The 12,866-nt window shown below is 70.2% G+C and carries 12 protein-coding genes; 6 read left to right on the top strand and 6 right to left on the bottom strand.

The window, feature by feature from the left end; translation table 11 throughout:
• Positions 1-40: 40 nt before the first annotated feature.
• Positions 41-856, top strand: a complete 816-nt coding sequence (locus tag OG884_RS26880) for a DUF3097 domain-containing protein (protein ID WP_326637388.1) — start codon at positions 41-43, stop codon at positions 854-856.
• 142 nt (positions 857-998) lie between these two features.
• Positions 999-1,502 (top strand): DUF4870 domain-containing protein, encoded by a 504-nt coding sequence (locus OG884_RS26875; protein WP_326637386.1) that lies wholly within the window; start codon positions 999-1,001, stop codon positions 1,500-1,502.
• Between the two features lie 13 nt (positions 1,503-1,515).
• Here OG884_RS26875 and hemW read toward each other — a convergent pair whose 3' ends face one another.
• Positions 1,516-2,727: a radical SAM family heme chaperone HemW gene (gene hemW, locus OG884_RS26870; protein WP_326637384.1), complete on the bottom strand. Its 1,212-nt coding sequence runs from the start codon at positions 2,725-2,727 to the stop codon at positions 1,516-1,518.
• Positions 2,728-2,865: 138 nt separating this feature from the next.
• Between hemW and OG884_RS26865 the strand changes: the two genes are divergently transcribed.
• Positions 2,866-3,432, top strand: a complete 567-nt coding sequence (locus OG884_RS26865) for a glycoside hydrolase family 18 protein (protein ID WP_326647002.1) — start codon at positions 2,866-2,868, stop codon at positions 3,430-3,432.
• Positions 3,433-3,522: 90 nt separating this feature from the next.
• On the opposite strand, the gene OG884_RS26860 is transcribed toward OG884_RS26865, so the two are convergent.
• Both OG884_RS26860 and lepA read right to left on the bottom strand, forming a co-directional pair.
• A complete protein-coding gene (locus OG884_RS26860; protein ID WP_326637382.1) occupies positions 3,523-4,158 on the bottom strand; it encodes an MOSC domain-containing protein in 636 nt (211 codons plus the stop codon).
• Positions 4,159-4,402: 244 nt separating this feature from the next.
• A complete protein-coding gene (lepA, locus tag OG884_RS26855; RefSeq protein ID WP_326647001.1) occupies positions 4,403-6,241 on the bottom strand; it encodes a translation elongation factor 4 in 1,839 nt (612 codons plus the stop codon).
• A 74-nt stretch (positions 6,242-6,315) separates the two neighbouring features.
• Here lepA and OG884_RS26850 point away from each other — a divergent pair, with 74 nt between their 5' ends.
• Both OG884_RS26850 and rpsT read left to right on the top strand, forming a co-directional pair.
• On the top strand, positions 6,316-7,317 hold the full coding sequence (locus tag OG884_RS26850) for a hypothetical protein (RefSeq protein ID WP_326637380.1): 1,002 nt from the start codon (positions 6,316-6,318) through the stop codon (positions 7,315-7,317).
• 168 nt (positions 7,318-7,485) lie between these two features.
• Positions 7,486-7,761: a 30S ribosomal protein S20 gene (gene rpsT, locus OG884_RS26845; protein WP_326637379.1), complete on the top strand. Its 276-nt coding sequence runs from the start codon at positions 7,486-7,488 to the stop codon at positions 7,759-7,761.
• A 242-nt stretch (positions 7,762-8,003) separates the two neighbouring features.
• Here rpsT and holA read toward each other — a convergent pair whose 3' ends face one another.
• Positions 8,004-8,975, bottom strand: a complete 972-nt coding sequence (gene holA / locus OG884_RS26840; RefSeq protein ID WP_326637376.1) for a DNA polymerase III subunit delta — start codon at positions 8,973-8,975, stop codon at positions 8,004-8,006.
• 109 nt (positions 8,976-9,084) lie between these two features.
• On the opposite strand from holA, the gene OG884_RS26835 reads away from it, so the two are divergent.
• The gene (locus OG884_RS26835; protein WP_326637374.1) at positions 9,085-9,240 is read left to right on the top strand and encodes a hypothetical protein; all 156 of its coding nucleotides are present in this window, start codon (positions 9,085-9,087) and stop codon (positions 9,238-9,240) included.
• Here OG884_RS26835 and OG884_RS26830 read toward each other — a convergent pair.
• Together OG884_RS26830 and OG884_RS26825 are read right to left on the bottom strand one after the other, a co-directional pair.
• Positions 9,230-11,731: a ComEC/Rec2 family competence protein gene (locus OG884_RS26830; protein WP_326637372.1), complete on the bottom strand. Its 2,502-nt coding sequence runs from the start codon at positions 11,729-11,731 to the stop codon at positions 9,230-9,232. The two genes, OG884_RS26835 and OG884_RS26830, sit on opposite strands and share 11 nt — an antisense overlap.
• Positions 11,728-12,462 (bottom strand): ComEA family DNA-binding protein, encoded by a 735-nt coding sequence (locus tag OG884_RS26825; RefSeq protein WP_326637370.1) that lies wholly within the window; start codon positions 12,460-12,462, stop codon positions 11,728-11,730. Before OG884_RS26825 ends, OG884_RS26830 begins: the two co-directional genes overlap by 4 nt.
• Positions 12,463-12,866: the final 404 nt, after the last annotated feature.

Genomic DNA, 12,866 nt, shown 5'->3' with positions numbered 1-12,866 from the left:
TCCCAGGTGATCCCTGGCGAGAGATGGTGGGCGGTCGGTGATGTACGAGCGTGATGTTCTGGCGGGAGACTGGCGGCGCCCCCGCAGGGGGAGGATTACCCAGGTGCCCGCCGAGCTCGACCTGGTCGTCGAGGACGCCGACGGCGGCTTCTGCGGTGCCGTGGTGGCCTGCGACAAGGAGGCCGTCACCCTGGAGGACCGCTTCGGCCGCCGGCGGATCTTCCCCCTGGAGCCGGCCGCGTTCCTCCTGGAGGGCAAGACGGTGACGCTCGTGCGACCGGCCACCGCGCCGCGCGGCCCCCGGCGGAGCGCGTCGGGCTCCATCGCGGTGGAGGGCCTGCGGGCCCAGGTGGCCGGGGAGAGCCGGATCTACGTGGAGGGCGTGCACGACGCCGCGCTCGTGGAGAAGGTCTGGGGCCACGACCTGAGGGTCGAGGGTGTGGTCGTGGAGTATCTGGAGGGGATCGATCACCTGCCCTCCGTCGTCGAGGAGTTCGGCCCGGGCCCCGGCCGCCGCCTGGGTGTGCTCGTCGACCACCTGATCCCCGGTTCCAAGGAGAGCCGGATCGCCGCGCGGATCTCCTCACCTCACGTGCTGATCGTCGGGCACCCGTTCGTGGACGTCTGGCAGGCGGTCAAGCCGCAGGCGCTCAAGATCTCCTCCTGGCCGTCGGTGCCGCGCGGCGTGCCCTGGAAGGAAGGCGTCGTCGCCGCGCTGGGATGGCGGATGGAACCCGGCGACGCGTGGCGCCGCATCCTCGGATCGGTGACGACGTATACCGATCTGGAGCCCGAGCTGCTCGGTCCGGTCGAAGAGCTGATCGACTTCGTCACGGTTCCCGGCGAGGATGGCTAGTGTTCTGTTCCTCAACGGAGGGTGCGCACGCGCGGCCGAAAACCTGATGCTGTCAGGGTGGCCTCCCCGGCCGCCTGGGCCGGTGTGGATCTGTGCTTCCGATAAGGACGTCGCACTAGGCCGTCAACCCGTCAGGAGGGCCATGAGCGAGAATCTCGGGGAATCACCGGGCGAGGACCGGACAAGGCGCTTCGGCGCCCCTCCACCCGGCCAGTACGGTGGCCCCGGCCAGTACGGCGGGTACGACCAGTACGGCCAGTATGGCGGGTACGGCCAGCCGGCGGGTTACGGCTACCAGGCGCCGCCGGGAACCTACGGCCCGCGGCCCGACAGCGACGACACCACCATGGCGATGCTCGCCCACCTGCTGGGCCTGCTGACCAGCTTCGTCGGCCCGCTGGTGCTTTACCTCGCCAAGAAGGACGAGTCACCCTACGTGCGGGACCAGGCCGCCGAGGCCCTCAACTTCCAGCTCACGCTGTTGATCGCCTATTTCGTCTGCATGATCCTGGTGCTGGTGCTCATCGGCGTCGTGCTGATGTTCCTCCTCTGGATCGGGTCGATCATCATGGTGGTCATCGCCGCGGTGGCGGCCAACAGGGGGGAGAACCACCGCTATCCGATGAGCATCCGCTTCGTCGGCTGACCGGGGCCGGAGCTCAGGTGAGGTCGCGGACCAGGGCGTCTGCCAGCAGGCGTCCGCGCAGGGTGAGCACCGCCTGGCCCGCCTTGAACGGCCCCGTCTCCAGCAGGCCGTCGGCCAGCGCGCGGGCGACGACCCGGGGACGTTCGAGCTCCCTGAGCGGGAAACCCTGGGCGAGCCGCAACTCCAGCATCAACCGCTCCACCGCCCGGTCCTCGGGCCCCAGCACCTCTCGGGCGTGGGCGGGCGAGGTGCCCGCGGCCAGCCTCCTGGCGTAGGCGGCGGGGTGCTTGACGTTCCACCAGCGGGTGCCGCCGACGTGGCTGTGCGCCCCGGGACCGACGCCCCACCAGTCGCCGCCGGTCCAGTAGAGCAGGTTGTGCCGGCATCGCCCGGCCTCGGAGGTCGCCCAGTTGGACACCTCGTACCACTCGAACCCCGCCTCGGCCAGCATGGCGTCGGCGATCAGGTAACGGTCGGCGGCCACGTCGTCGTCGGGCATCGGGAGCTCGCCCCGCCTGATCCTGGCGGCCAGCCTCGTCCCGTCCTCGACGATCAGCGAGTACGCGGAGACGTGGTCGGGTCCCGCCTCGATCGCCGCGGCCAGCGAAGCGCGCCAGTCGTCGTCGCTCTCCCCCGGCGTGCTGTAGATCAGATCAAGGTTGACGTGCTCGAACCCCGCCTGCCTCGCCTCCCGTACGGCCAGTGCCGGGCGGCCGGGGGTGTGGCGGCGGTCCAGCACCGCGAGCACGTGCTCGCGGGCGCTCTGCATCCCGAAGCTCATCCGGTTGAACCCGCCCGCGCGAAGCTCCGCCAGGTAGGCGGGATCCACCGACTCGGGGTTGGCCTCGGTGGTCACCTCGGCGCCGGGAGCGAGCCCGAACTCCTCCTCGATCGCCCCCAGGATCCGTACCAGGTCTCCGGCCGGCAGCAGGGTCGGGGTGCCCCCGCCGAAGAACACGGTCTCGACCGGGAGGCGCGCGGCGCCGAGGTTCGCCCGCGCCCGCCGTACCTCGTCGACGGCGGTGTCCCCGTAGTCCCGCTGCGAGGCACCGGGGCCGAGCTCCGAGGCCGTGTAGGTGTTGAAATCGCAGTAACCGCACCGGGTCACGCAGAAGGGCACGTGGACGTAGAAGCCGAAGGGCCGCTCGCCGAGCCCGGCGAGCGCGCTCTCGGGGAGCTCGCCCGAGGCGGGTACGGGATCCCCGTCGGGAAGTGTGGATGGCACGCCCCAAGTCTGCCGCTCCCGGCGCGATGCCCGGGACGTCGCCCCGGTCGCGGAACGCCTGCCGTTCCATGTCCTGCCGGGTGATCCGAGGCGCCCGGCCGTCCACCGGTCAAAACGCCGCAGGCCGTTGACGGCCGGATCGCACAGGTCTACGATCCGGGAAAACTTAAAGGAAAGTTTCCTATAAGTTACTATTCCGACGCCACGGTCCAGGGCTATGACCTGCACGGCCCGTGGGAGAAGATCACCGGCCACAACGGCAACCTGTTCAACGACCGGCGCGACCCCAACCCGGTGAAGTACAGCGTGGACCAGACCGTCCGCGACTACCTGACCCGCGGCGCCCCGGCCAAGAAGATCGTGGTGGGCGTGCCCGCCTACGGTCAGGGCTGGACCGGCGTCACCGGCGGCAGGAACGGCCTGTACGGCACCGCCACCGGTCCCGCGCCGGGCACCTTCGCCGCCGGGAGCGAGGACTACAAGATCCTGGTGAACAAGCCGGGCAAGCGCTACCGCGACCTGCTGACCGGGTCCGTGTGGCTCTACGACGGCAACGAGTTCTGGTCCTACGACGACCCGACCTCGCTGCTCCAGAAGGCGGCCTACATCCGCCTGAAGGGCCTCGGCGGCTCGATGATGTGGTCCATCGACCAGGACGACACCTCGGCGTCGCTCACCTCGGCGCTCTACAAGGTCCTGCGCTGAGCGACCCTCTCATACCGGGCGGGGCCGCAGGATCTGGGTCACCGGCGGCCCCGCCCGCGCGTCCGTTCCCCCGGTGCCGGCCCCGAACGCTCATCCGCGCTCGCGGCCCAGCACCCGCTCACCGACCCTGTCCCACCGCTCGGGGTGGCCCGGGTGAGCGAGCAGGCGGCGCAGCAGGTCCCTGTCACCGTGATAGGCGCGGAAGGACTCGGTGACCGTGACACTGGCCTCGGGGCGCGAGACGACCTTGACCTCGTCGCCCCGGCCCAGCTCACCCGGCTCGACCACCCGCAGGTAGGCACCGACCCGCCCGGCCTGGGTGAAGCGCTTGAGCCAGCCCTGCTCCCCGATCCAGCCGCGGAACACCGAGCACGGCACCCTCGGGCCGGTCACCTCGGCCAGCACCGTGCCCATCCGCCAGCGCTCCCCGATCTTGGCCCCGTTGACGTCGAGCCCCGCCGTCGTGAGGTTCTCCCCGAACATGCCGTCACGCAGTTCCCGGCCCATCTCGGCCTGCCACCAGTCGTAGTCCTCCCGCGCGTAGGCGTAGAGCGCCTGATCGGAAGAGCCGTGGTGCTCAAGGTCGGCCCTCTCGTCTCCGGCCAGGCCGCTCTCCGACACCCCGACCCGGCCCTCCACGGAGGTCTTGTCTATCGCGGTGCGCTTGAGACGGCCGGCCCACTCCGCGTCGACGGCGCGGCCCACGTTCACCGAGACGATGTGCATAACCGGACGGTACCGGAGCCCTCGATCGGAAGGCGAACCGGTATCCACCGCCTGACCTGGCTTGGCTTGAACTAGTGGCCCCACACCGAACGTTGACCGGGAAACCCGCAGCGGGGAACAGGCGTTCCGGCCCGGAAAAGCCCGGCAAGGTTCGGAGACGCCCCACTAGCCCGACCTGGCTCGGCCTGACCTGACCTGACCTGACCTGACCTGACCAGGCCTACCCCTCGGCCGGAAGTCGCCGCTACTTCTTGGGCTTGTCCGTGGAGGACTCGGTGGACAGCGCGGCGACGAACGCCTCCTGGGGCACCTCGACGCGGCCGACCATCTTCATCCGCTTCTTGCCCTCCTTCTGCTTCTCCAGCAGCTTGCGCTTGCGGGAGATGTCGCCGCCGTAGCACTTGGCGAGGACGTCCTTGCGGATGGCGCGGATGTTCTCACGGGCGATGACCCGGGCGCCGATGGCCGCCTGGATCGGCACCTCGAACTGCTGCCTGGGGATGAGCTCGCGCAGCTTCTTGGCCATCTCGACGCCGTAGGCGTAGGACTTGTCCCGGTGAACAATGGCGCTGAAGGCGTCCACGGCCTCGCCCTGGAGCAGGATGTCGACCTTGACCAGATCGGACTCCTGCTCGCCCGAGGGCTCGTAGTCCAGCGAGGCGTAGCCACGCGTGCGGGACTTGAGCTGGTCGAAGAAGTCAAAGATGATCTCGCCGAGCGGCATCGTGTAGCGGATCTCGACGCGGTCCTCGGACAGGTAGTCCATGCCCTGCAGGTTGCCCCGGCGGTTCTGGCAGAGCTCCATGATGGCGCCGATGAACTCCGAGGGGACGAGCACCGTCGACTTCACCATCGGCTCGAAGACCTTGTCCACCTTGCCGGTGGGGAACTCCGAGGGGTTGGTGACAACGATCTCCTTGCCGTCCTCCATGATCACCCGGTAGACCACGTTGGGCGCGGTGGAGATGAGCGAGAGGTTGGACTCGCGCTCAAGCCGCTCGCGGACGATCTCCATGTGGAGCAGCCCGAGGAAGCCACAGCGGAAGCCGAAGCCCAGGGCCGCCGAGGTCTCCGGCTCGTAGACCAGCGCGGCGTCGTTGAGCTGGAGCTTGTCCAGGGCCTCGCGGAGCTCGGGGTAGTCGTCGCCGTCGATGGGATACAGGCCCGAGAAGACCATGGGCTTGGGGTGCTCGTACCCGCTGAGCGCCTCGACGGCCGACCTCGTCACGGAGGTCACCGTGTCGCCGACCCGCGACTGGCGGACGTCCTTCACACCGGTGATCAGGTAGCCCACCTCACCGACGCCCAGCCCCTTGTCGGCGATCTTCGGCTCGGGCGAGATGACGCCGATCTCCAGCGTCTCGTGGGCCGCGCCGGTGGACATCATCAGGATGCGCTCGCGCTTGCCCAGGTGACCGTCCATGACCCGGACGTAGGTGATCACACCGCGGTAGGTGTCGTAGACCGAGTCGAAGATCAGCGCGCGGGCCGGCGCGTCGGCGTCGCCGACCGGGGCCGGGATGTTCGCGACCACGTGGTCCAGCAGTTCGCGAACGCCCACACCGGTCTTGCCGGAGACCCTCAGCACGTCCTCCGGATCGCAGCCGATGAGGTGGGCGATCTCCGCGGCGTACTTCTCCGGCTGGGCGGCGGGCAGGTCGATCTTGTTGAGCACCGGGATGATCGTCATGTCGTTGTTCATGGCCAGGTAGAGGTTGGCCAGGGTCTGCGCCTCGATGCCCTGTGCGGCGTCGACCAGCAGGATCGCGCCCTCGCACGCCTGGAGCGACCGGGAGACCTCGTAGGTGAAGTCGACGTGCCCGGGAGTGTCGATCATGTTGAGGACGTAGTCGGTCTCGCCGACCTGCCACGGCAGCCTGACCGCCTGCGACTTGATGGTGATGCCGCGCTCGCGCTCGATGTCCATCCGGTCGAGATACTGAGCACGCATGGAACGGTCGTCGACCACTCCGGTGATCTGCAGCATGCGGTCGGCTAGCGTCGACTTGCCATGGTCGATATGCGCGATGATGCAGAAGTTGCGGAGCACCGCGGGGTCGGTCTGGCCAGGCTGAATGCGCACCGGGGTCCGTTTCAACAGATTGATGACGATCACACGGCTGGCATGCCAGCCGCCTTCCATGGTGACATGTCCGGGTGATTGCCCGGACCAGAGCACGGCGCGGCCTGCGTTTTCTCGCCACGGTGGTGGCCCTGCTCCTTGCGCTTCCAGGGGTGGCCGTGGCCACCCTCACCCTGCAGTTTACCGGGACACCCGCCCCATGGGCGAAGACGACCGGTCATGACGCCCTGTGGCTCGGCCACGCGTGGGTCGACGGCCGGAAGACCGCCGACGACGTCCGAACACTCGCCACCAAACTCCGCAAGACCGGCATCAAGGACGTCTACCTCCACTCAGGACCGTTCGACCGCGACGGGACGCTGCCCATCGAGAAATATCCCAGGGCTGTCGACTTCCTGAAGTGGTGGCGCGAGGAACTGCCCAAGGTCAGGGTGTCCGCCTGGCTCGGCCAGAAGGTCGACGGCACCCTGGACCTCGACGACGCGGCCTCCAGGCAGCGCGTGCTGGACGGCGCGCGCGCGATCATGGCACTCGGCTTCGACGGCGTCCACTACAACTTCGAGCCGATCGGCGACGGCGACACCGAGTTCCTCGATCTGCTGACCCAGACCCGCGCGATCGTGGGCAAAGGCCTGCTCTCCACCTCGACCCCGCAGATCGAACCGTTCCCGCTCACCCGCCCGGCCGCGCGCGCCGTCCTCGGCCACGACAAGTACTGGTCGCCCGACTACTTCCGCCAGGTGGCGAACCTCACGGACCAGGTGGCGATCATGACCTACGACTCGTATCTCCCCTTCCCCGCCGTCTACGGCGGCTACGTCGTGCGGCAGAGCACGCTGGCGCTGGAACTCGTCCCCGAGGAGAAGACGCTGCTGATCGGCGCCCCGGCCTATCACGACCACGGCCCCTCCTGGGCCGATGAGGCCGAGAGCGTCGAGAAGGCCGCCAGGGGCGCCCGGCTGGCGCTCACCTCGTACGGCAAACCCCGCGAGCGGTTCGGGCTGGCACTCTACGTCGACTTCGCCGCCACCAAGGAGGACTGGGCGGAGTACGACAAGTTCTGGTTCAAGCCATGAGGATTACGGTCCGAGCGATCGAAATCACACGCTAAACTGATCAGGCATCCCTCTGCCCGGCCTGTCGATTTGAGCGACGACCTCGGCAGTTGGTAGTCTAGTCAACTGCGTGTGGCGCGCCCTCTCTGCCCGCGCGCCCCATCCAACGACATTCACCGAGGCTTCTTCGTGGCGAACATCAAGTCCCAGATCAAGCGCAACCGGCAGAACGAGAAGGCCCGGCTGCGCAACAAGGCTGTCAAGTCTTCCCTGAAGACGGCCATCCGTAAGTTCCGCGAGGCCGCCGACCAGGGTAACGTCGAGCAGGCCGCTGTGCTCCAGCGCGCCGCCGCCCGTCAGCTGGACAAGGCGGCCAGCAAGGGCGTCATCCACAAGAACCAGGCCGCCAACCGCAAGTCGGCGATCGCCCAGCGCGCCGCCGCCCTGCCGGCGGCCGCCAAGTAGTTTCAGGTTTCGCGTAGTTTCAGGTTTCGCGGACGCCGCACCCTTCACGGGGTGTGGCGTTCTTGCGTTTCATCGACCCCGTGACGCCTGGCCCATCGAGGTTCTCACCCCCGGCGCTCCGTGATACGTCGCCACCGGCGCACCCCTGCGGGCACGCCGAGAGGCCCAGGCAATGCAGTACCGAACGCGCCCCTTTACCCGGCTAACATCCGACGCAGTACCGAACGCGCCCCTTTGCCCGCCTAACGTCCGGTACGGCTGGCGACCACGGTCTGGACCATGTGCTCCAGCGCGTACCCGGGGTCGGCACCGCCGCCCTTCACCTGCGCGTCGGCGGTGGCGACGGCCTGGATCGCGCGGGCGAGCCCCTCGGGCCCCCAACCGTTCAGCTGCCGCTGGACCCGTTCGATCTTCCAGGGCGGCATGCCGAGGTGACTGGCGAGTGGACCACCCCTCAGGTTTCGGGGAGCTCCGCCCACCTTCGCCAGCGAGCGCAGGCCTCCGGCGAGCGCGCTCACCAGCAGAACCGGTGCCGTACCGGTCGAGAGCGCCCAGCGCAGTTGCTCCAGGGCGTCGCCCAGGCGTCCCTCGACTGCCGAGTCTGCCACGGTGAACCCGCTGACCTCGGCCCTGCCCCGGTGGTAGCGCGCCACGGCGGCCTCGTCGATCGCCTTGCCGGGGGTGTCGAAGGCGAGCTGGCTGCACGCGGCGGCAAGCTCGCGCAGGTCGTTGCCCACGGCTTCGAGGAGCGCGGCGGCCGCGTCGGCCCCGATGGTGCGCCCGGCCCGTTTCAGCTCCGCCTTGACGAACGCCAGCCGCTCGGCGGGTTTGGTCACCTTGGTGACGGTGACCACCTGAGCTCCGGTCTTCTTGACCCCGTCGACCAGGGCCTTCCCCTTGACGCCTCCCGGATGGACGAGGACCAGCACGGTCTCGTCGGCCGGGTGGGCCGCGTAGGAGACGACTTCGGCGATGACGTCCTTGCCGAGATCCTGGGCAGAGCGGACGACCACCACGGACCTGTCGCCGAACAGCGAGGGCGACGTCATGCGGGTGAGCTCCCCGAGCTCCATCTTCGCGCCGGGGAGGTCGTGCACCTCGGTGGTCGGATCGGCCGCCCTGGCCGCCGAGGTCACCTCGCTCACCGCGCGGTCGGCCAGCAGTTCCTCATCGCCGAGTATCAGGATCACGGGTGCCGGATCGGTTGCCGCCATGCCGAGCAGCATGCCACGTCTCGGTGGCGGGAGAGGCATCGGCAAGTCGTTCGCAATTGGAATGCAGGTGCCGTGGGGCACTCTGGGAACATCACAGGAGGTGAGAACAATGACAAACTCCGCCATTCGCCGCCACGCCTGCCCCCGCTGCGGAACATCCCTTGACGAGGGCCCGATCATGTACCGCTGCGCGCGCTGCAGCCGGTCGGTCTACGCCGCCGACGTGGACACCGAGTTCCGCCGCCCCGCCAAGATCACGTCCTAGGCCCCGGGAGAGACCCACCGGCCGGAGCGGCTCTTCCGGGGACGACCGTCAGGGTTCCCCCGCCGTCCACCACGGCGAGGTCCCCCGACAGGTCCGTCCGGTGGACGCGCATACCGAGCCGGTGCAGCGTGGCCACGGTCGACGGAGCGGGATGGCCGTAGTCGTTGTCCGCCCCCACGCTGATGAGGGCGGCACGAGCACCGGTCGCGGCGAGGAAGGCCGGATCGTACCTGCCGGACCCGTGATGCGGAACCTTGAGAATCTCGGCGGGCGGCAGGCCCCTGCGGAGCAGCTCCGCCTGAGCCTCGGTCTCGATGTCGCCACTGAGCAGCGCCGACCCCGCGGCCCAGCGGACATGCACCACGACGCTGGCGTTGTTGACGGCCGCCCCCTTCCCCGCGCCGGTCAGGGATGCCTCGGCCGCCGGGCCGATGACCGTCAGCTCGGAGGGTCCGAACCGCCAGCTCGCCCCCGGACTCGCCGCCCACTCGACCACGCGGCGGCGGGCGAGATCCTCGCTCAGCCTCGCCTCCTCGTGCTCTCCGGCATCGCCTCCGGTACCGTGCGGGGTCACCAGCACCGCGCCCACGGCACGCCCGCGAAAGACACCGTCGAGCCCTCCCACATGGTCGAGGTGCGGATGGGTGAGAATGACCAGTGGCACCTCCCTGACTCCCATGGAACGCAGGCAACGGTCCACCAGGACGGGATCGGGCCCCGCGTCCACCACCACGGCTCGCCCCGGCCCCGCCGCGACCAGTAACGCGTCTCCCTGGCCGACGTCACAGGCCACCAGTAGCCATCCGCGAGGCGGCCAACGAGTCACGATCGGCACGGCCACCGTCACGGCGAGAACCAGCCCGGCGACGGCCGCCAGGGCGATCAGGCGTGCCCTCCGGTGTCGCAGCGCCAGCACGGCGAGCGGAACGGCGCCGGCCAGCAGGAGCAGCCCGGTGACGCCGCCCGGCCACGGGAGCACGCCCAGCGGGAGCCCCGCGGTGTGCTCGGCCACCTCGATGATCCATCCGGTGGCCAGACCCGCCGGCCGGACCAGCAGCTGGGCGAGCCCCATGTGCAGGGGGGCGACCAGCGCCACCGCGAAGCCGAGCAGGGTGGCCGGGGCCACGGCCGGACCCGCGAGCAGGTTGGCCGGGATCGCCACCGGTGCGAGCTGCCCGGACATGAGGACCAGGACGGGGGTGACAGCGGCCTGGGCCGCGGCGGCCACGGCGATCGCCTCCGCCGTCCATCGGGGCATTCGGGCCGAGAGCCGGTCGCGCCAGCGCGGGGCGAGGACCAGAATGCCCGCGGTGGCGAAGACCGACAGGGCGAAGCCGTAGGAGCGGGCGAGGTCGGGGACGAAGAGGATCAGCCCCAGGACCGTCGCCGACAGGGCCGCGACGCCGTCGCGCGAACGGCCCGTACCGAGCGCCACGGCGGCGACCCCTCCCATCAGGAGGGCCCTGAGCACACTGGGCGAGGGCCGGGCGACGACCGAGAAGGCGACCATGGCCGAGATCGCCAGCACCGCCCGCACCGCGAGTGGCAGACCGGCCATCCTGGCCATCGCGACCGCCGCGCCGGCCACGATGGCGAGGTTGGCGCCGGAGACGGCGAGCAGGTGACTGAGGCCCGCCGCCTTGAAATCGGCTCTGACCTGATCGTCCATTCGGGACACGTCACCGACCACCAGGCCGGGTAGCAACCCGCGTTGCGCCGGTGGCAACACCTCGGCAGCCTTCCTCAATCCCGATCTGAGCGCCCCGGCCGCGCGTTGCTCCCAGGAGGGCCCGCTCAGGACTCGCGGTGCTCCCCTGACCAGCACCACCGCCGCGAGCAGCTCACCGGGGTCCGCCGGGCCGAAGCGCCCGCTGATCTCGACCCGCTGGCTGGGCAGTAGCGAGCGCCACTCCGCGCCGGAGACGAAAAGCACCACCGGAGCCCGCAGCGTCACCCTGCCCGCCCCCGTCCCGACCGACTCGACCCGGGCGGGCACCACGAAGCTCTCCCGCCGGAACAGCCCCCCACGCCGGGCCACCTCCCGGGGGTCGTCGGTCACCACCACCTCCATCACCGCCGAGGCGTGCCTCCCTGCCAGCTCGGCGACCGGTCCCGTACCGGCCGCGTGCACCCGGAAGGCCACCGACCCCGCCACCGCGGCCGTGCACCCCAGGACCGCGATCACCGCGTTCCGCCGGCCCGCGGTTCTCCCTGTCCGGACCAGGAGGGCCACGGCCAGGGCGCCCACGGCCGTGAGGGCGGCCACCACGGCGCCCGTCGCCGCCGGGCGGCCCAGCAGGACAAGAGCGGTCACCCACGATGCCGCCGCGGGCAGGACCAGATACGCGGCGTGCGCCCCCCGCTCCTCTCCTGAACTCCTGAAACCACCGACCTCCCCGAGAACACCGGAACCGCCAGGGCCCTCGGTCTTCCCGGCGCACTCGACCGTGCCGGTCCGCATCGTGACCGGCTTTCGCAACCGGCGGGTCACACGCGGACCCTGTCGCGCATCTCGGCGTACTTACGGTCACCTATGCCACTCACGTCGCGGAGCTGCTCAACGGTGCGGAAGCCGCCGTGCGCGGCGCGGTATTCGGTGATGCGCCGGGCGAGCACCTCGCCCACGCCCGGTAGCCGATCGAGCTGCTCGGCCGTGGCCGTGTTGAGGTCGACGGCGGCGGTGGCGGGGTCCGCTGGATCCACAAGGGCGGGTGCCGCCGCGACGGCGGAGCCGACGACGATCTGCTCACCGTCGACGAGCCTGCGCGCGAGGTTGAGAGATCCCGTGGCGGCTGCCCCGCGAACGCCTCCGGCCGCCCGGACCGCGTCGGCGACCCGGGACCCCCCGGGCAACGTGATCACCCCGGGACGACGGACCTTGCCGGTCACGTGAACCGTCAGCTCGATGGCCGGCCTGGACAGCGGCCGTGAGGCGTTGACAGGTTCCGACAGCGGAGACCCGGAGATCGGCACCGGCGGGGCCAGGGGCTCGGGCTCCGGCTGGGATCTCCAGGCGTACACACCACCGGCGACGGCGGCCGTCAGGGCGACGAGCAGCAGGAGACGCAACCCCGGCCTGCCCGGGCCGAGAGCCTGTCCCTGTGCGGCCACGACCTTACGCAGTGCCTCGAAGGCCGGGGGAACCGGCGCGGAACGCGTGTGCGCGGCGGGCCCGTCGAGGGAAACGGCATCCTGCGGCCCGCTCTGACCACCTGGCCACACATCTCCCGCCGAACAGGGCATACCAGCCGGATCGGCCACTCCGCGTGAGAGGGACGGAACGGCCGTGCCGCCCGGCGGAGGCGGGTGACGCGGATCTCCCGAATCGGCAGGGCTCGCCGGCCGGGACAGACATAACGGATCAATCTGCCGGAATGGCGAGAACCGATCGTCCAGCAGCGGCGGCGCAAGCGAATCGGTCGCCCTGCGAGGGAGCGGAACCGCGTTCGGCGATCCACGCCCCGTCAAGATCCGCAGCCGCGACTCGGCTCGGAACCGCTCGATGTTCTGGCCTGTGGTCCGCACCCGCAGGACGCTACGGCGGCGGCACCGGGAGGATCCTCACCGAATTCCGTTCTGTGGATATCCGGCCGGTCATACGGCCAGGCTGTGGACGGCGATCCGGC

Source organism: Streptosporangium sp. NBC_01755 (assembly GCF_035917995.1).
Classification (GTDB): Bacteria; Actinomycetota; Actinomycetes; order Streptosporangiales; family Streptosporangiaceae; genus Streptosporangium.
The sequence above is the reverse complement of the archived record's forward strand: the minus strand, read 5'-3'. Positions and strand labels throughout refer to the sequence as shown.

What these genes read in the sequence shown, in the direction of transcription:
- OG884_RS26875 (WP_326637386.1), top strand. Translation starts at nt 999, where the DNA reads ATGAGCGAGAATCTCGGGGAATCACCGGGCGAGGACCGGACAAGGCGC.
- OG884_RS26835 (WP_326637374.1), top strand. Translation starts at nt 9,085, where the DNA reads ATGACAAACTCCGCCATTCGCCGCCACGCCTGCCCCCGCTGCGGAACA.
- OG884_RS26880 (WP_326637388.1), top strand. Translation starts at nt 41, where the DNA reads ATGTACGAGCGTGATGTTCTGGCGGGAGACTGGCGGCGCCCCCGCAGG.
- holA (WP_326637376.1), bottom strand. Translation starts at nt 8,975, where the DNA reads ATGGCGGCAACCGATCCGGCACCCGTGATCCTGATACTCGGCGATGAG.
- OG884_RS26860 (WP_326637382.1), bottom strand. Translation starts at nt 4,158, where the DNA reads ATGCACATCGTCTCGGTGAACGTGGGCCGCGCCGTCGACGCGGAGTGG.